The organism is Brevibacterium sp. UCMA 11752, from assembly GCF_021532235.1.
Lineage (GTDB): Bacteria > Actinomycetota > Actinomycetes > Actinomycetales > Brevibacteriaceae > Brevibacterium > Brevibacterium antiquum.
This window is the reverse complement of the sequence record NZ_JACBOS010000003.1, coordinates 371029-389392: the sequence shown is the minus strand read 5'-3', so window position 1 is coordinate 389392 and position 18364 is coordinate 371029. Positions and strand designations below refer to the sequence as shown.

12 protein-coding genes are annotated in these 18364 nt (G+C 64.7%); 7 read left to right on the top strand and 5 right to left on the bottom strand.

Annotation, left to right across the window (positions count from 1 at the left end; genetic code table 11):
- Positions 1-91: 91 nt before the first annotated feature.
- The 3 genes from benC to HU144_RS01755 are packed head-to-tail and all read left to right on the top strand — an operon-like array spanning position 92 to position 5320.
- Entirely contained in the window at positions 92-1654 is a 1563-nt protein-coding gene (gene benC, locus HU144_RS01765; RefSeq protein WP_235349868.1) for a benzoate 1,2-dioxygenase electron transfer component BenC, read from the top strand.
- Positions 1644-2534, top strand: a complete 891-nt coding sequence (locus HU144_RS01760) for a 1,6-dihydroxycyclohexa-2,4-diene-1-carboxylate dehydrogenase (RefSeq protein ID WP_235349867.1) — start codon at positions 1644-1646, stop codon at positions 2532-2534. Before benC ends, HU144_RS01760 begins: the two co-directional genes overlap by 11 nt.
- Positions 2531-5320 carry a helix-turn-helix transcriptional regulator gene (locus tag HU144_RS01755; protein ID WP_328284313.1) on the top strand — a complete coding sequence of 930 codons (2790 nt, stop codon included), beginning with the start codon at positions 2531-2533 and terminating at the stop codon, positions 5318-5320. Before HU144_RS01760 ends, HU144_RS01755 begins: the two co-directional genes overlap by 4 nt.
- A gap of 443 nt (positions 5321-5763) precedes the next feature.
- Here HU144_RS01755 and catA read toward each other — a convergent pair whose 3' ends face one another.
- From catA to HU144_RS01735, 4 genes are all read right to left on the bottom strand, one after another.
- On the bottom strand, positions 5764-6633 hold the full coding sequence (gene catA / locus HU144_RS01750; RefSeq protein WP_235349865.1) for a catechol 1,2-dioxygenase: 870 nt from the start codon (positions 6631-6633) through the stop codon (positions 5764-5766).
- A gap of 78 nt (positions 6634-6711) precedes the next feature.
- A complete protein-coding gene (locus tag HU144_RS01745) occupies positions 6712-7815 on the bottom strand; it encodes a mandelate racemase/muconate lactonizing enzyme family protein (RefSeq protein WP_235349864.1) in 1104 nt (367 codons plus the stop codon).
- Positions 7812-8780 carry a LysR family transcriptional regulator gene (locus tag HU144_RS01740; RefSeq protein WP_235349863.1) on the bottom strand — a complete coding sequence of 323 codons (969 nt, stop codon included), beginning with the start codon at positions 8778-8780 and terminating at the stop codon, positions 7812-7814. The genes HU144_RS01745 and HU144_RS01740 overlap by 4 nt, the downstream gene beginning before the upstream one ends.
- On the bottom strand, positions 8777-10438 hold the full coding sequence (locus tag HU144_RS01735; protein WP_235349862.1) for an ATP-binding protein: 1662 nt from the start codon (positions 10436-10438) through the stop codon (positions 8777-8779). Before HU144_RS01735 ends, HU144_RS01740 begins: the two co-directional genes overlap by 4 nt.
- Before the next feature lie 258 nt (positions 10439-10696).
- On the opposite strand from HU144_RS01735, the gene HU144_RS01730 reads away from it, so the two are divergent.
- Together HU144_RS01730 and hutU are read left to right on the top strand one after the other, a co-directional pair.
- Complete coding sequence (locus HU144_RS01730; RefSeq protein ID WP_235349861.1) at positions 10697-11629, top strand: Rieske (2Fe-2S) protein; 933 nt, start codon at positions 10697-10699, stop codon at positions 11627-11629.
- Between the two features lie 292 nt (positions 11630-11921).
- Positions 11922-13673, top strand: coding sequence for a urocanate hydratase (hutU, locus tag HU144_RS01725; RefSeq protein WP_235349860.1), 1752 nt, complete (start codon positions 11922-11924; stop codon positions 13671-13673).
- 153 nt (positions 13674-13826) lie between these two features.
- On the opposite strand, the gene HU144_RS01720 is transcribed toward hutU, so the two are convergent.
- Entirely contained in the window at positions 13827-15134 is a 1308-nt protein-coding gene (locus tag HU144_RS01720) for a PucR family transcriptional regulator (RefSeq protein ID WP_235349859.1), read from the bottom strand.
- Positions 15135-15279: 145 nt separating this feature from the next.
- Here HU144_RS01720 and HU144_RS01715 point away from each other — a divergent pair, with 145 nt between their 5' ends.
- Positions 15280-16911 carry a class I adenylate-forming enzyme family protein gene (locus tag HU144_RS01715; RefSeq protein WP_235349858.1) on the top strand — a complete coding sequence of 544 codons (1632 nt, stop codon included), beginning with the start codon at positions 15280-15282 and terminating at the stop codon, positions 16909-16911.
- A gap of 169 nt (positions 16912-17080) precedes the next feature.
- Entirely contained in the window at positions 17081-18355 is a 1275-nt protein-coding gene (gene hutI, locus HU144_RS01710; RefSeq protein WP_235349857.1) for an imidazolonepropionase, read from the top strand.
- Positions 18356-18364: the final 9 nt, after the last annotated feature.

Sequence of the window (18364 nt, the reverse complement as noted above, 5' to 3'; positions counted from 1 at the left end):
GCCGCGTTCACCACGAGTGACCGCGGCGATACCAGCCGAGGACTGACCATCTGCGTGAGGAAGCGCAGCCCGAGAGAGAAGAAGGACAACCATGAGCAACGACGTAGCCATCAGCTTCGAAGATGGCGTCACCAAGATCATCAAGGTCAACCCGTACGAGACCGTGATGGAAGCCGCCTTCAAGGCACGGATCAACCTTCCCTCCGACTGCCGCGACGGGGCCTGTGGGACATGCAAGTCCTTCTGCACCTCGGGCGAATTCGACCCGGGCGACTTCATCGACGATGCGATGACAGAGGAGGAGCTCGAGGAAGGCTACGTGCTCACCTGCCAGGCCACTCCCGAGTCGGACATGATCATCGACGTGCCCACGACTTCGGATATCGCCAAGACCTCGGCCTCGGAGTTCGAGACCGAGATCGTCGACTTGGAGTTCCACGCGGACTCCACGGTCAGCTTCACCCTGTCCGTGGACAAGCGCGATGACCTGGCCTACCTGCCGGGACAGTACATGAACCTCCAGGTCCCAGGCACGGACCAGGCCCGCTCCTACTCCTTCAGCTCGGGCCCGAAGGTCGAGAAGACCTCCTTCATGGTGCGCAACACCCCGGGTGGTGCCATGTCGACCTTCCTCACCGAACGTGCCGCGATCGGTGACAAGCTGACGATGACCGGCCCCTTCGGCACGTTCTTCCTCCGCCCTCCGAAACGTCGCATGCTGCTGCTGGCGGGTGGAACCGGGCTCGCCCCGATCCTGTCGATCCTCGAGAAGATCTCTGACGACGGTACCGACCAGCCCATCCACCTCGTCTACGGCGTCACCAACGACTCGGACCTCGTGGGCCTCGACATCCTCGACGAATACGCGAAGAAGATCAGCACGCTGACCTACAGCTACTGCGTGTCCTCCCCGGAGTCCACCGCTGAGCAGAAGGGCTATGTCACCCAGTTCCTCGATGACGAGCACCTGGCCGGCGGCGATGTCGACATCTACCTCTGCGGTCCACCGCCGATGGTCGACGCAGTCTCGAAGTGGCTCGGTGACGAGGGAATCACCCCGGCCAACTTCTACTACGAACGCTTCGCACCCAAGGGCTCGACCGATGACGACGAATCGGGTGCACCGATGAGCACCGAGTCGATCAAGGAATCCGGTGACAAGGTCAGCGCCGGGGAAGCCGTTTCGTCGATAGAGACGGGCCGCCTCTCCTTCACCCACCAGGACTCGATGGCCCATCTCGAGGCCCGCACCGGCCTGGAGCTAGCCGTGACAGAACTGCTCATGGGCAGGCTCACTGACAAGCAGCTCGAACAGTTCCGCCGCCTGGCCGAGAACGTGTCGACCGTGCTCAAGGGCGATGAGATCGTCGACGCGGAGGAGTTCGGCAAGCTCAACGAGGAATTCCACGAATACCTCTTCGTCCTCTCCGACAACCCTGCCTTCCTCGAGAGCTTCCGTCGCCTGCAGGTGCAGAGTCAGATCGTCGAAGCGCTGAAGAACGGCGGCTGGATCGCACCCGAGGTCGACACCGAGCACTTCGAGCTCGTCGACGCCTTCGAGAACAACGACATCGAGGCCGCCCGCCGTGTCCTGCGCGCCCACAGTGAGCACGCTCGCGCCACGATGAGCTCGGTGGTGCCGCATGCCTCCTGAGGTACGAGCTGACCAGTCCGCGCCCGCCGACCAATCCGTGCCCACTGACCAGTCCGTGCCCACCGACCAATCCGTCCTCGTCGACCAGGGGCTGCTGGCCGGCAAGCTCGTCCTCATCACCGGAGCCGCGCAGGGCATCGGGCGCGAAACCGCCCTTCTCGCGGCCGCCCAGGGCGCGGACCTGATCCTGTCCGACCGCTCGGACCTCGTGTCCGAGACCGAAGCTGAGGCGAAGGACATCGCCGATGCACGAGGACGAAGCCTCACCTCGGCGACGGTGCTGGGCGGCCTGGAGACCTGGGAGGGCGCGGAGCACGTCGTCACCGAGGCGGCGCAGAAGCTGCGCTTCCCCGACGTCTGCATCAACGCCGTCGGCGGCACGATCTGGGCCAAGCCCTACGAACTCTACGAGCCCGAGAAGATCGAAGCCGAGATCCGTCGCTCCCTGTTCCCGACGATGTGGATGTGCCGGGCGATCCTCCCCGAGATGAAGTCGCGGGGGACAGGTACCATTGTCAACGTGTCGTCGATCGCGACGCGCGGCATCAACCGGGTCCCGTACTCCGCCGCGAAGGGCGGGGTCAACGCGCTCACCGCATCACTGGCCATGGAGGCCGCCGAGGCGGGAGTGAGGGTCGTGGCCACCGCACCCGGCGGCACCGAAGCACCAGAACGCCGGATCCCCAGAGGTCCGGGAGCCCAGACCGAGGAGGAACAAGGATGGTTCCGCGAAGTCGTCGAGCAGACGACCGAGTCCAGCCTGTTCAAGAGGTATGGGACCTTGCCGGAACAGGCCTGGCCCATCGTCTTCCTCGCCTCGGATGCGGCGTCCTACATCAACGGCTCCGTTCTGCCCATCGGCGGCGGTGATCAGGGATAGACGAACCAAACGCAGGCATCGGCCGGCGTGACCTTCTCCCCGGTCCCGCTCGGGCCCTGGCCTCCGTGCTCGAGCTGTGGGACTCGATCGCCGACAGCGGCGGTCGGGACCTCGTGCTCGAGGGCGGTTCCGGCTCCGGCAAGTCCAGTGTCCTGCGGGCCGTCCAGGACGAGACCGATGATGACTGTGAGATCCTCGTCGGCGCGGAATGGAGCCGAGAGGTGCCCTACGCGATGCTCGGGCAGCTGCGCACAAGGGACCCCATCTGGCAGTCCGTCGACGGCGAGTGTTCGGCCAGCGACCGGGTGCAGATCGCGGAGTCCCTCCTCGAGGAGCTGCAGAGCGAGGATGAGGAGAAGCGCATCGTCGTCCTCGACGATATCCACCTCGCAGATCCGGAGAGCCTGCAGATCTTCAGCCAGCTGGGGCGTCGTCTGCGCGGGACCCGTGTCCTGCTCCTCATCGCTGTCGACCCGAAGACGTCCGCCAAGGTGGACCCCGATTTTCTGCGGATGACGACCAGTCCCGTGTCCGAAAGGGTCACGATCCCGGACTTCGGTCGCGCCGACGCCCTTGAACTGGCGCGTGCCCGAGGGGTCTACGACATCGGCGAGCACGGTGCTTCGGTGCTCGTGGCCCAGAGCTCCGGTCGTCTGCGCGTGGCGCAGGAGATCCTGTCCCTGCTGCCCGAGAGCCGTTGGCCAGCTGATCCCGCCGACCTGCCTTTGCCCGACAGCGTGATCCGGGAGGTCCTCGACCCGATCGAGGCCACCGGCTCGGCCGAAGTCTCGGATGTGGCCTCCGCATTGGCGATCCTCGGTGGTCCCCAAGACCTTGCCCGCATCGCAAGCGTGGCCTCTCTGCACGATCCGGGTCCCGCCGTCGACCTTGGTGTGGCCCACGGAGTGTTCCGCGAACGGAACTCGGCCGGACGGCTCACCCTGGCCCTGAGCCGCACGACCTCGGCCCGCGTGATCATGGCCGCCATGGCACCCTCGACCAGACGGCAGTTTCACGAACGGGCCGCTGACTCCGCTTACCGGGAAGACGAACGCTTAGTCCACCTCGCCACGGCCGCGCTCGGGGCCGATGGTGAACTCGCTCGTCGCCTCAGGGACTCAGCGGCCGTCGCCGAGAGGTTCGGGCGCTGGGCCGACGCTGCTGAGCTGCACTTCGGTGCGGCACGTGTCCTGGCGCCTTCGGCTGACCGCGACGACGAGCTGCTGGCAGGCATCGACGCTCTGGCCAGTGCAGGCAGGGTCGTTGAGGTCCTGCCCTGGATCGACATCGGCAAGAACATCGCGCCCTCGACATTGCGCGACACCGTCCTGGCCAATGTCGCCATCCACCGGGGCCATGCCGCACAGGCCGACGACCTCCTATCCCGGGCCGCCGCCGCACCCACGGACGACGACGGACTCACCGCACAGATCGCGCTGCGCCGCACACTCGATTCCCTGGTGCGCTGGGATGGCCCGAAGGTTCGTGAGTGGGCGAACCGGGCGATGTCCCTCGGCGGGGTCGACGAACCGGCGAATGTCGAGTCCCATGCGATGCGAGCTCTGGGGTTCGCCGCACAGGGCAAGATCGTCGAGGCCAAGGAGGATCTTGAGGACCTCTCCGACCGTCACCTCACCGGGGCCCAGAACCAGCGGGTTCGTCTCTGCGTGGGGTGGGTGTCGATGCTGGCCGGGGACCTGCGGGAGGCGGTGCGGGAATTCGAAGCCGCCGTCCCGACCCAGTACGAACGGGGATCCCTGCGGATATCGCTGTGGGCTCACGGCTGGTTGGCCCGGGTCCAGTACCTCCTCGGCGAATGGGACGAGGGTCTGCGTACGGCCGAAATCGGCCTGCGGCGGGCCGACAGCGCCAACATCTCTCTCGTGGCTCCGCTCCTGAACTGGACCGCCGCGGAGATCAAACTCTGGCGCGGTCACCCCGTTGACGAGGTGATGAGGCGAGCAGACAGCAGCGCCATCCTCAGCGACTATCTGGCCATGCAAGTACCGGCACGTCTGGTGAGGGCCGTGGCAGCGAACGTCAGAGGCGACCACGATGGGCGTGCGGCAGCATTGCGACCGCTGCTCGACGTGGACTCATGGACCCAGGACAGGGCCTCCTTCTGGCCCTGGTCCACCGAATACGTCGATGCGCTCATCACCCTCGGCCACTCCGACCAGGCGCAGCAGGTGGCAGCGGACTTCAAGAAGAACACTGCCGAGGCCAGAGAACACATCCGCGCACAGTCAGCGCTCGCCTCGGCGAGGAGTCACCAGGACACGGGCGACATCCCGGCCGCGGAAGCGGACTTCGCCCGGGCGCTCGAACTCTTCACCCGCAGCCAGCAGGACACCGCGACTGCTCAAGTGCTGCTGCGCCGCGGCCAGATGCTGCGCCGAGCCAACCGGCGGCGTGAGGCGGTGGAGAGCCTGGTCCGGGCGCGCGAATTCTACGAAGGTGTGGGCGCCACGGTTCTCATCAAGCGCTGCGATCAAGAGCTGCGTGCCACGGGAATGTCTTGGCGCGGCATGTCGGAGACCGACAACGGCAGGGGTGCGGTCAAGAGTTCCGTTGAGGCAGGCGGCTACGTGCCTCTGACCCCGCAGGAGATGTCCGTGGCTGATCTCGTCGTCCAGGGAATGACCAACGCCGAGGTCTCACGCAAGCTCTTCATCGCAGAGAAGACTGTGCAGTACCACCTCACACACATCTACGGAAAGTTCGGAATCCGGTCCCGCACCGAGCTCGCCGCCGTGCACCTGTCGGGGGACGTGCCGTCGGTGTGATGGGTTGGCCCGCTTGGGCCGTTGGCTACTCAGGGACCCGCCGACTACCTTGGGTGCCGTCGACTACTCACGCTGGCCGTCGACTGCCTTAGGTGCGAGTGCATTGCAGCACCAAGAGTGCCGAACCTCAAGCAGTTGTCATCGCTGCTGCTGCCGCCTCCGCTGCCGCTGCCGCTGCCGCCTCCGCTGCCGCTGCCGCTGCCGCCTCCGCTGTTGTCTCGTCTGACACTTTTAGTGCAGAGACCCATCACTTTGCGGACGAGAAGCCAGTATGCAAACTGGCTTCTCGCACGCAAAGTGATGGGTCTCAATCAAACGGCGGAAATGCTGCCGCCGGCACCGCGCAGCCCTGCCGAGTTATGAGCTGTATGGCTCAACTGTGCCATGCGGGTCCGTGCGGCTGAGCTCAGCCTTCGACGTCGAATCAGCCCTCGGGGGTCGAATCAGCCCTCGGGATCGAGGACGAAGTTGTAGGTCGTCATCTCGCCTTCCTCATCCGGGTTGGGCTGAGGGTCGAGCAGGAGCTCGGGCTTGACCGCCGAGGCGATGTCGTCATCATTGTGCGGATCGCCGGGGAAGTAGAGCTGCGAAGTGATGAGCTTGTGGCCGGGCGCCGACACCTTGAAGTGCATGTGGGCCGGACGCCAGGCGTGCCAGCCGGCAGCTTCGATGAGCTGACCGCAGGCACCCTCGGTGGGGATCTGGTAGGGCGCGGGACGGATCGTGTGGATCTCGTAGGCGCCGTCTTCATTGGCCACGAAGGTGCCGCGGAGGTTCCACTCGGGCAGACCCGGCGCGAACTGGGAATAGAAGCCGAGGTTGTCGGCGTGCCACAGTTCGAGCTTGGCTCCGGGAAGCGGTTCGCCGCTGACCGAAGTGACCTGGCCCTTGAACACGAACGGGGTGCCGGGCTCGTCTGAGCGCATGTCGATGGTGCCGTTCCACTCGACTTCGGGCGCGTCCGGAAGGTAGTAGGGGCCCTCAATGGTGCCCTTCGAGCCTTCGCGATCCTGGTTGGCGACTTCCTCAACTGCGTGCTCGATCCAGACGTCGAGGAACAACGGCCATTCGCCGTCCTCGCCGACCTTGATCAGCCAAGCTTTGAGGGCGTTGTACTCCTCGTAGCTGACCTGCTCCTCTTCGACGATGTCGGTCAGCGCCTTGATGGCCTTGCCTGCCAGCAGCTCGACCCGCTCATGATCGACGACTCCGCCGCCGGTCTGAGCCTGGCGTTCGCGGAAGCGTGCGGAGGCGTTGGCGCCCGAGTCCGCTGCCTTGGCGGTGGTCTCAGTTGTGAAACTGTTCTCTGACATGTCTACTCCTTTGTTGATGTTGTGTACGTCAGGTTCTGCGAATCTCTCAGGCCCGGCTGGTTCACCTGGCCCGGGAAGTCATCGATCGATGCGGTAGTGGGAGAGCTTGTCCTCGTCGATGGCTGTGCCGGCACCGGGGACGGTTGGTGCGTGGATGTGCCCGTCCCTGATCTCCAGCGGGGAGGCGATGAGATCATCGGCCATGTCGAGGAAGTTCGACATCTCCGCCGGGTACCTGGAGGAGTGCTCGAACGCCGCACCGAAGGTCACGGTTGCGACACTGCCCAGCTGCGTGTCGATCTGGTTGCCCATGAGCACGTCGAGGCCCAGGGCCTCGGCGAAGGACAGAATCTTCTGGGACTCGGTGAAACCGGTGCGCGCCGTCTTGATCGACAGGGCGTTGGCTCCCCCCGTATGGATCTCACGGGCGGCATCGCCGAGGTTGGGCGCCGATTCGTCGGCGACGATCGGAATCGGTGAGTTCGTCACAAGCTGACGTCGGGTGAGCACCTCGGCGGCGTCATTGGGTTCTTCGAAGAACCGCAGATCCAGGTCGGCAGTGCCCGCGAGCATCTGGGCCGCCTCGGTGGCGCTCCAGCCGCGGTTTGCGTCCAGGTAGAGGAGCGCGTCGGGGCCCAGCGCTTCACGCAGGGCAGTGACGAGTTCGATGTCTAGGGAGACCGGACGGCGGCCGACCTTGATCTTGAACGAGTGGACACCGAAGGTTTCCGCAAACGACAGTGCCTCGTCGACGACGGCCTGAGTGGGGGAGAAGCCGAGCATATGGGAGACCTCGAGTGAGGAGGAGTACCCGCCGAGGAGACGATGGACAGGCGTGGAATACGCCTGGCCGATGAGGTCCCAGAGGGCGATGTCGACGCCGCCCTTGGCTGTCTGGTTGCCGATCGTGCGATGCAGTTTGGAATGGATCGCCGCGCGGTCGAGGGGGTCAGCGCCGATGAGTGCGTCGGAGAAGATCGTGTTGATGACGGCGATGACTGACTCAACGGTTTCCCCGTAGGTGTAGGGGCGGGGCGGAATGTCCGCGGTGCCGACGAGGCCGTCATCGGTGTGAAGGCGCACGAGCACATGCTCGACGTGGTGGACCGCGCCGCTGGCGAACTTCAGCGGCTTCTTCATCGGGATCCGGTAGGGCACCGTCTCCAGGTGGGTGATCTTCACGATGCGTTCTCCTTCGGTTCGGCGGGGGACTCGGCCGGTTCGGCGGGTGACTCTGCCGGATCGGCTGCTTTTTCCTCGATGACGTCGGAGACCACCTCGGCGATGATCCGGGTCATGCGGGTGACGGTCTGGGTCTCTTCGTTCGTGCGCCACGCCAGCGCGAGTTCTGTCCGGGGTGCTTCGGTGATCTCACGGAAGTGGACGCCTGGGATCTCCAGAGCAGTGGCAGTGCGGGGGACGATGGCGGGCCCCAGCCCGGCGGCGACCAGCGACATCAGAGTCGAGGTCTCCGAGGCGCGGATCGAGTAGTCGGGAGACGCCGACTGCTCGGAGAGAAACGCCGTCGTGACCGCCGACACCACGGAGTTCTCCGGGTAGCCGACCAGGGATGTCTCGGCCAGCTCGGCGGCTGTGATCGACTCGAGGTCGTCCAGCGGGGAACCGGTCGGTACGGCCAGGATGCAGGTCTCATGTCCGAGTACCTGGTAGCTCAGCCCCTTCATCGGAGAGCTGTAGCGCAGGAGCGCGATGTCGATGCTGCGTTCGAGCAGTTGGGAGACCAGCCGGGGCGTGGTCATCTCGCCGCTGACGCCCAACTGCAGGTTGGGCGCGGCCATGGCTGTGCGGCGCACGACCTGCGGCATCACTCCATAAGTTGTGGAGCCGGTGAAGCCGAGGCGCAGCGGGCCCTTGAGCCCGGCGCCGATGAGCTGGACCTCGGTGCCGAGGGTGTCGAGTTCGGACAGGACTCGACGGGCCTGCTCGAGGAGGTGGCTTCCTGCCGAGGTCAGGGCGACCGTGCGGGTGGTCCGGTTGAGCAGGGTGGTGCCCAGCTGTCGTTCGAGCTTGCGGATCTGCTGGGAGAGATAGGGCTGAGCCAGCTTGAGGCGCTCCGCCGCCTTGCCGAAGTGCCGTTCCTCGGCAACGGTGGCGAAGTACTGCAGCTGGCGGGTCTCGAGCATCATGCCGGTTCGACCTGCCTGGCTGCAGGCTGCGCAGGCGCCGAGGTGTCCGCGGGTGTGGAGCTCTCCTCGGGGGACGAGTTGCCGGAGGTCTCGTCCGTGGTGTGGATTCCGCGGAAGTGAGCGGCATGAACGAAGTCGTCGATACTCAGCGCCGCACCTCGGTGGGCGGCGATGCGCAGTGCCAGGCGCAGCACCATCTTGATGTCACGGGCGGTGATGTCGACGAAGTCATTGACCAGACGGTCGAGGAGGTCCGCGTCGAGCTCGATGTCATTGCCGCGGGCCATGATCTGCCAGATCTGACGGGCATCCTCGGGACTCGGGGCGTGATATTCGATGACGGCGGCACAGCGGGCGAGGATCGCCTCGTCGACTCCGTTCATCCGGTTCGTCGTGAGGAAGAGGAGCCCATCGAAGTATTCGAGGGTGCGCAGGAACTCCGCGACGATCGCGTTCTGAACGAGATCGAGGCCGCGTTCGAGGACGAAGACATCGGCCTCATCGAGGAGGAGCACGGCATCCCAGCGCTTGGCCCGGTCGAAGATGACCTCGAGATTCTTCCGCACGGCCTCGGGCGTGATGCCCAGCGATCCGGAGTGGATCGAGTACAGCGGTTTGCCGATGACCTCGGCATACACCTCGGCGGTCAAAGTCTTGCCGACGCCGGGACGACCCTTGGCGAGGATGACGTTGCCCGCAGATTTGCCGTTGATGATGTCACCGGTGAAGACGCCGATGTCCGAGGTGAGGATGGTCAGCAGCTCACGCTGTTCGTCGGGGAGGACCAGCTTGTCCTGCAGGCTCGGGTCGTAGGCGTAGGCATCGAGGTCGCCGGTGTTGACGTCGAGGTAGTCCTGGGCGCCGAGGTCGAAGACGCGCACTGCCGTGAGCAGCGGAATCGTTCCCAGCTCGTCTTCGTCGAAGAGGACGGAAGGGGTCGACCCGCGCAGGCCGGCGATCTCATCGGGGGCGACGTCGTTGACGACCTTGCGTCCGGCCCGGCGATTGGCCGCGCGGTGGTCGTCGGTGCGGATCGCGCGCCCGGTGAAGATGTACTGGGAGCCGAAGCCGTGTTCGATGATCTCCTTGAACTCGGCCAGACGGGTCGAGTACTCGTCCTTGAGCGACTGATTCTCGCGGAAGGCTCCGGCTGCGGTCAGTGCCTCTTCCGGCGTCTTGCCGACGATCTCGGTGTCTTCGAAATAGAGGATGCGGGGAACTCGGGAGGGGCGCTTGACCGTCGGATTGTCGGCCTCGAGAGTCAGCTTCACACGCGGTCCGCGAGTCTTGTCCCCGTGTTCGACCGCGATGGTCATCACGAGGTAGGGATGGACGTAACCGTCGGATTCGCGCACGTAGAGCCAGCCGTCGATTCGGCCTGCGCGGAGGAATTCGCGCAGGACCTCGGAGGCCGAGGTGATGTCGGGGATGACCGGGTAGTCACCGCTGCGGCTTGACTGGATCGCCGCGACGGTGCGTTCGAAGGGATGTTCGCCGAGGTTGGCCGCCGTCGTCGCAAGATCGGCCAGAGCCTGGTCGGTGAGGTCGCGGTCGGGGATTCCGATCTCCTTCGAGCGCCAGTTCTGGGCCCGGGTCCTGGTCGTGTGCAGGTCCTGTGATTCGGTGGCTGCGACGACAGCGGTGGGGGCAGTGAACATCGTTGTTCCTCTTCTCTGATGCTCGGAGATTCGGTGTTTCACTCGTCACACTATGCCCTTTTCATCATTACTTACAGAATCGATATCGTCTCGATTGAGAAGTAGATTGCATGAATGAATTTCGGACCGGGCAACACTGCAAGACCCCACATGGAATGAGGGTAGGGACCCGTCTCCTCCGAAAAATCCGATGAAACAGACGGTCGCACAGATTTCGAGGGGTCCCGAAACCTGCGTCTGAGGCGTATGGTTCCGATCATGGTCGCCATCGACGATTCGATCACCCTGGGTGCCGCCTCGGGCAACGAATATCTCAATGAAGAGAAGGGGTCAGACATGAAAATCCTGCAATCGCTGATCGAAGGGATCGAATCCCAGCAAAAGTTCGATAGTTTTGCCGAGCCTGCTGCAAGCGCCGTTCAAAAGGTGACTGGCGCCAGATTGGTGAAGAACGCGCTGTCCGGTACGTGGCTGGGCCACCAACTGCACCCGATGCTGACCGACATTCCCATAGGGGCGTGGACCATGGCGTCGTTGCTCGATCTGACGGGCGGGGAGGATAGTGCAGCAGCTGCGAAGAAACTCGTCGGTTTCGGTGTGCTGGCGGCGGTGCCGACCGCGATGTCGGGAGCCTCCGACTGGTCGGATGAGCAAGGGGCAGCTCAGCGCGTCGGTTATGTTCATGCGGTGTCGAACTCGATCGGAACATCGTTGCAGCTCGTCTCGTGGCTGGCCAGGACGAGGGGAAACAGGAAGGCGGGTGTGGTTCTGTCCCTGCTGGGCATGTCGGCGACAGGTCTCGGTGGCTACCTGGGCGGCCACCTCTCGTATGTTCAGGGCGTCGGTGTCAACCACACGGCTTTCGAAGAGGCCAGCGGACAATGGTGCGATGTTGCCGCGGTCGCTGACGTCACAGAAGGCACACCTCTCCGAGTGGAGGCCGACGGAGTGCCGGTGGTGATGGTCAAGGACGATGGGGCGATCCGTGCATTGTCCGCCACCTGCGCCCATGCGGGTGGACCCCTGGACGAGGGTGAGGTCATCGACCATTGCATCCGATGCCCCTGGCACGGAAGCACCTTCGCCTTGGCGGACGGCTCCGTGAAGCGAGGCCCGGCGTCGGTCGATCAGCCCGCATGGGACGTGAAGGTCGAAGGTGAGCGGGTCCTCGTGCGCGGCGACTCGGCCTGACCCATCGACTGAGCCTTCGGGCTGAGCCCTCAGTCCAGGCCGGGCCACGCGGTGACACACTCCCCTTTTGCGAAGGCGAACTCGTGTAGCGCACATGAAGTGTGTCCGACATTTCGGACAGAACTTGATGTGCGCCACTTCCGCATCTCCTCCCAAGCGACAGAATGGGTGATGTAGTCATTGACGACGCAGCGGCGGGCCGAGGGCACACCTGATTATCCGAAGCCACGTGTGCCGAACCAGACCATTGGACAGGCGATCCGCCGGAATGCACGATCAGAAGGAGAGACACATGACCGCCACCTCCGAGAACTCGGGCGCGAAGACCACGAAGCCCGGCTTCACCCAGCACGATCCCTCACGCGTGATCCGCGCCGACCGCGGCACCGAGATCACTGCCAAGAGCTGGCAGACCGAAGCACCCAAGCGCATGCTCATGAACAACCTCGACCCCGAGGTCGCAGAGCGCCCCGAAGACCTCGTCGTCTACGGCGGCACCGGTCGCGCGGCTCGCTCCTGGGAGGCCTACGACGCGATCGTGCGCACCCTTGATGACCTCGAAGACGATGAGACTCTCCTCGTCCAGTCGGGCAAGCCTGTCGGTGTCATGCGCACCCACGAATGGGCCCCACGCGTGCTCATCGCCAACTCCAACCTCGTCGGCGACTGGGCCAACTGGGAGCACTTCCGCGAGCTCGAGGCCGAGGGGCTGATGATGTATGGCCAGATGACCGCCGGGTCCTGGATCTACATCGCCACCCAAGGCATCCTCCAGGGCACCTATGAGACCTTCGGCGCCATCGCTGACAAGCGCTACAACGGCACCTTGGCCGGAACCCTGACGATCACCGGCGGCTGCGGCGGCATGGGCGGCGCCCAGCCGCTGTCCGTGACGCTCAACGGCGGGGCCTGCCTCATCATCGACGTCGATAAGACCCGTCTGGACCGTCGCAAGTCCAAGCGCTACCTCGACGAGGTCGAGACCGATCTCGACACCGCACTCGCCAAGGTCATCGAGGCCAAGAAGAACAAGCAGGCGCTGTCTGTGGGCCTCGTCGGCAATGCCGCTGAGATCCTGCCGATGATCCTCGACCGTCCTGAGGCCGCAGAGGTCGACATCGTCACCGACCAGACCTCGGCCCATGACCCGCTGTCCTACCTGCCCATCGGTGTCAGCGTCGATGACTGGCACGAGGAAGCTGAGCAGGACGCGGAGAAGTTCACCATCCGCGCAGAAGAGTCCATGGCCAAGCACGTGCGTGCCATGGTCGAGTTCCAGGACCGCGGCGCCGAGGTCTTCGACTACGGCAACTCGATCCGCGATGAAGCCCGCAAGGCCGGCTATGAGCGTGCCTTCGAGTTTCCCGGCTTCGTCCCCGCCTACATCCGTCCGCTCTTCTGCGAAGGTCTCGGACCGTTCCGCTGGGTCGCCCTCTCCGGTGATCCCAAGGACATCGAGGTCACCGACAAGGCACTCAAGGAGCTCTTCCCCGAGAACGAGCACCTCCACACCTGGCTCGACGCCGCCAATGAGTACGTCGAGTTCGAGGGTCTCCCGGCACGCATCTGCTGGCTCGGCTACAAGGAGCGTCAGCAGGCCGGACTGCTGTTCAACCAGCTCGTCGCAGAGGGCACAATCTCGGCCCCGATCGTCATCGGCCGTGACCACCTCGACTCCGGCTCGGTCGCCAGCCCCTACCGTGAGACCGAATCGATGCTCGACGGCACCGACGCCGTGGCCGACTGGCCGCTGCTCAACGCCATGGTGAATACCTCATCGGGTGCCACCTGGGTGTCCATCCATCACGGCGGCGGCGTCGGCATCGGCCGCTCCATCCACGCCGGCCAGGTCTCCGTGGCCGACGGCACCGAGCTCGCTGCCAAGAAGCTCGCCCGTCTGCTGACGAACGACCCGGGCATGGGCGTCATCCGCCACGTCGACGCCGGCTACGACCGCGCTGCCGAGGTTGCCGAAGAGCGCGGACAGCGTGTGCCGATGATCCCCGAGCTCGATAAGCGCGACGAGGAGTCCGCCGCGCAGTAGGGGCAGAGCCTCGATTCAACAGTCGAAGTCAGGGTGAGCAGTTTCAAACCTGCTCACCCTGACTTCGACTGTTGAACTACCCCCACCGGCTCGCGCTTCCCGCATTTCGCGCGATGCCTCTCGCGCCTCGCGCCTCCCGGCCCGCGCCCACGCTCAGTCCGGACCTGGTTCCCGTGACTCGAAGATATAGCTGTGAGCATAGAGGGCTGCCTCGATGTTGAGCCGATTCGAACTCAACTCCTTGCCGAGCATCGCCTCCGCCATTTCCACCCGATACCGGATCGAGTTCTTGTGCATCGTCATGGCAGCGGCCGTGGCCGTGTAGCTGAGGTCGTGTCGCAGGAATGTCAGCAGGGTCGAACGGTGGCGAGCATTGGCCTCGGAGTTCTCCGCCAGTGGGCCGAGCACGGAGCGCACCCAGCTGCGGGCCCCCTCGACATCATTGGTCAGCAGTGAGACCAGAGCCATCCCGGGCTCATCGTGCGAGCTCAGCGCCGCAGGAGTTCGTCCGGCCAGGCACACGTTCTGGACTCGCATGGCCTCATGGTGAGAGAGTCGGAATCCCTCCGCTCCCGTGTGAGCGGAACCGAGGGCCAGGTGCACGAATTCGGTGGCACTCAGATGATCACCGAGGGACTCCTCGTACTCCCAGCCCTCGGGCACCGAGATCCACCCCCAAGCAGTGTCCTGGTCGCGACTGATGATCAGACTGGATCGTGGGGAGCCCATCGCTGCGGCCGCGGCGTTGATGGCGGAGGTGAATCTGCCCAGGCCATCGACGGTGTCCGGTGCAGAGTGGTGGGTCCAGGCGATGACCGCCACATGACGGGCGGCGAGGTTGTATCCCAACGTCGCCGCGGCCGCCGTGGCGTCGATGTGCCTGCCTTCGATGATGCCTCTGACCTGGGATTCGCGGGCGGTGGTGCGATTGGCCAACCAGGCGTCACGTTCCTGCTGGTAGAGGAGGGCGACCTTCTCCGACATCCAATCGATGTATTCCGACACCTCGTCGACCAGACGCTGGAACACTGCCGGGACCAGATCGACCGGGAGTTCGGCATCCTCGGCGATGTAGTCGTAGGCGGCCTGCAGCAATCGCTGCTGCCCCAGGCGGTAGGCCCTGACCAGCGCATTCACGGAGATACCGCGCTGTGCCAGCCGTCTGGCGTATTCGTAGGCCGCGACCGGTGGTTCGAGGTTGTCTGAGGCGATTCCATGCCGGATCGCATGGAAGATGGTCTCGATATTTCCTTCGATGCTCGCACTGAGCAGGTCAAGGAGCGTGGGTTCCTCGCCGAGCTCTGTGATCCGCGTGGCCAGATAGTCGTTCACGGTCCGCGTCAGCTCTGGTACGCGCGGACTCAGCTCGGCGGAGATCCGCGCGAGGTGCTCCATCACCTCGGCGGTGTCATCTGTGGGATCGCGCCCGTCATCGGACGTCCCTGAAGGAGAGGGGGCCATAGGGACAGATTAGCGCGACCTGATCTTCGTGGTGAGAACATCTGAGGCGGTTCCGGGGTCCTTTTGTACCCTTGACCGAACATTGGGAAGTGCTTTGACGTGCGCGTCCAGTGTGCTGACTATGATGCTTGGATACGATCGGACTATGCAGATCTCGAATACCGCTTCCGCGTCGACCAGGAGCTACACGCCGACCCGCGACGAAGCAGGGGCCCGCGCTGATGGCTCGGCAGGTGTCGACGATCTGGCCGGTGTCGACGAGCTGTCATGTGCCGAGCAGAGGGTCGCCGAGGCGGCTGTGGCCTCAGCCTTCCCCGTGGCCGATGTGGTCGGACTCCCTGCCGATCGCGCTCTGTTCGATCCCAACGGGCCGTGCCTGAGCTGGCCCGGTGGCAGCTTCGACAACTCCGAATTCGCATCCGCTGTGGCTGCGACCGCACACGCAATGAGAACCAAGTTCAGGGTCGGTCACGGCTCTGTGGTCGGTGTGCTTCTGCGCAACGTTCCCGAGGTCATCACGACGATGTTCGCGACCTGGTCCCTTGGTGCGGCGCTGACCCCGATCAACCCTGCCCTGACCGACGCCGAGGTGAGCTTCCAGCTCGACGACTCCGGTGCCGTGGTGCTCATCGGCGACTCCCGCGCCGGGATGATCGCTGACATCCGTGGGCTTGGTTTCCTCCCCGTCGACGAGGACTGCTTCCGCGGAGGCGCCGAACCCATCCGTGATCTCGATATCCGCGGCGACGACGCATCACTCATCATCTACACCTCGGGTACGACAGGCAGGCCGAAGGGCTGCGTACTCGACCAATCCAACATCTCGTCCATGGTGTGGTCGATCCTCAGCGGGATCGACTTCGGCAAGGACGCTCGCAGCCTCCTCGTGCTCCCCCTCTTCCACTGCAACGTACTCCTCGCCGGCACGGTGGCACCGCTGATGTTCGGCGGCAGCGTCCACGTGTTGCCGAAGTTCGATCCGACAACCTTCTGGGACGCCGTCGAAGAAGAGCGCCCCACCTACTTCTCTGCGGTGCCGACGATCTACTCGGTCCTTGAGGCCACAGCCCAGCGCAGCGTCGATACCTCTTCCCTCCGGTACGTCATCTGCGGTGCGGCACCGATGTCGGTCGACGCGATCACCCGTTTCGAATCGAAGTTCGACGTGACCATCCTCGAAGGCTACGGTCTCTCGGAATGCTCGGTGGCGGCGACCCTCAACCGCAACGACGGCACCCACCGCCCGGGAACCGTGGGCACAGCCCTGCCGGGAATCACCGTGTCGGCCAAGGACCCGGAGGGACGATTCTTGGACGCCGGCGAGGCCGGGGAGGTCGTCATCGCTGGGCAGACCGTCATGAAGAGCTATCTCGGTCGCTCCGCGGCGACAGCCGAGACGCTCAGGGACGGATGGCTGCACACCGGGGACATCGGATATCTCGACGAGGACGGGTACCTCACCCTCGTCGACCGGATCAAAGACATGATCATCCGCGGCGGAGAGAACATCTACCCCAAGGAGATCGAGGACGCACTCCTGGGCCACTCGCAGGTCACCGAGGCGGCCGTTGTCGGCAGCCCGGACGATAAGTACGGAGAGGTTCCCGTCGCCCATGTGGCACTGCGCACCGACGCGAAGACCACGGGCGAAGAGCTCCAGGAGTTCCTCGAGACCAAGCTTGCTCGGTTCAAGGTTCCTGGCGCGATCCACATCGTCGCCAGCCTGCCGAAGAACTCGGTCGGCAAGATCCACAAGGGTGACCTGCGCGAGAAGTGAGGGCGTGAGGTAACGACGCCGAACTGCGTCTGCGGCGGGCTTGGGGGCTATGAGGCGCCGCTCACGAACTGTCCGAAATATCGGACGAATTTCGCTGATCACACTTCAGTGGTGAGCGTGCGCGGTCCATACTGAGAGTGAACTACTCTCGATCGCGAAGGACACTCCCTTGCAGCTCATCACCGGGATCAGCGAATTGGTCGTCAACGACCTCGACAGCCTCGGCGCCCTGGGCGTCATCGACGATGCCGCCGTGCTCATCGATGATGGTCGGATCCTGTGGTCAGGCCCGTCCGCTCAGGCGGACAGTGCGGTCAAGGATCACCTCGGCGATCGGAGCACCTCTTCGTCGTTGGACGACGATGACATCGAAAACGGCACCCTCACCTCGGCGAGCGGGGGAGTGGAGTTGGAGACGATCGACCTGGGCGGCAAGGCCGTCATCCCCGGCTTCGTCGACAGCCACAACCATCTCATCTTCGCCGGTGACCGGTCCGAGGAATTCGCCGCGCGCATGGCCGGCCAGAAGTACTCGGCCGGAGGCATCGCGACAACCGTCGCCGCGACCCGTGCCGCCGGCGACGAGGAGCTCGAGGCCAACCTCGTCCACCTCATGAGTCAGGCTACCCGTCAGGGCACGACGACCTTCGAGGTCAAATCCGGCTACGGGCTCACGCTCGAGGACGAACTGCGGGCGCTGAGGATCATCAACCGGCACACGCCCGAATCGACTCTCATCGCCGCACACGTGGTGCCACCGGAGTTCAAGGAGAACCCTCAAGCCTACGTCGACCTCGTCGTCGATGAGATCATCCCGGCCGCGACCGGTCAGGCCAAGTGGATCGACGTGTTCTGCGAAAAGGGTGCCTTCACCGAAGACCAGACTCGTCGGATCATCGAGGCCGGCAAGGCCGTGGGCATGAAGCCGCGACTGCACGCCAACCAGCTCACCGACGGGGGAGCGCTCAAACTCGGCGCGGAACTCGGCTGTGTCTCCGTCGACCACGCCACCTTCGCCTCGGACGAGGACCTCGAGGCTCTCGCCGAGGCGGGCACCGTCGTTACCCTGCTGCCGAGCATCGAATTCTCCACCCGCCAGCCCTACCCAGACGCCCGTCGCTACGTAGAGGCGGGAGTCAGCCTGGCGATCGCCACGGACTGCAACCCGGGATCGGGCTTCTCCAACAGCATCCCCTTCACGATCGCCATCGGCGTACGTGACATGCACTTCACCGTCGAACAGGCAGTCTGGGCCGTCACCGCCGGTGGAGCCAACGCCTTGCAGCGCACCGACGTCGGACACCTCGGCGCCGGAGCCCGGGCCGACCTCATCATCCTCGACGCCCCCAGCTACCGCCACCTGGCCTACCGGCCCGGAGTCCAACTCGTCGAACGCGTCTACTCCGGCGGCGAACTCGTCGCCGACAACCGCCCACAGGTCTGAACCACACCA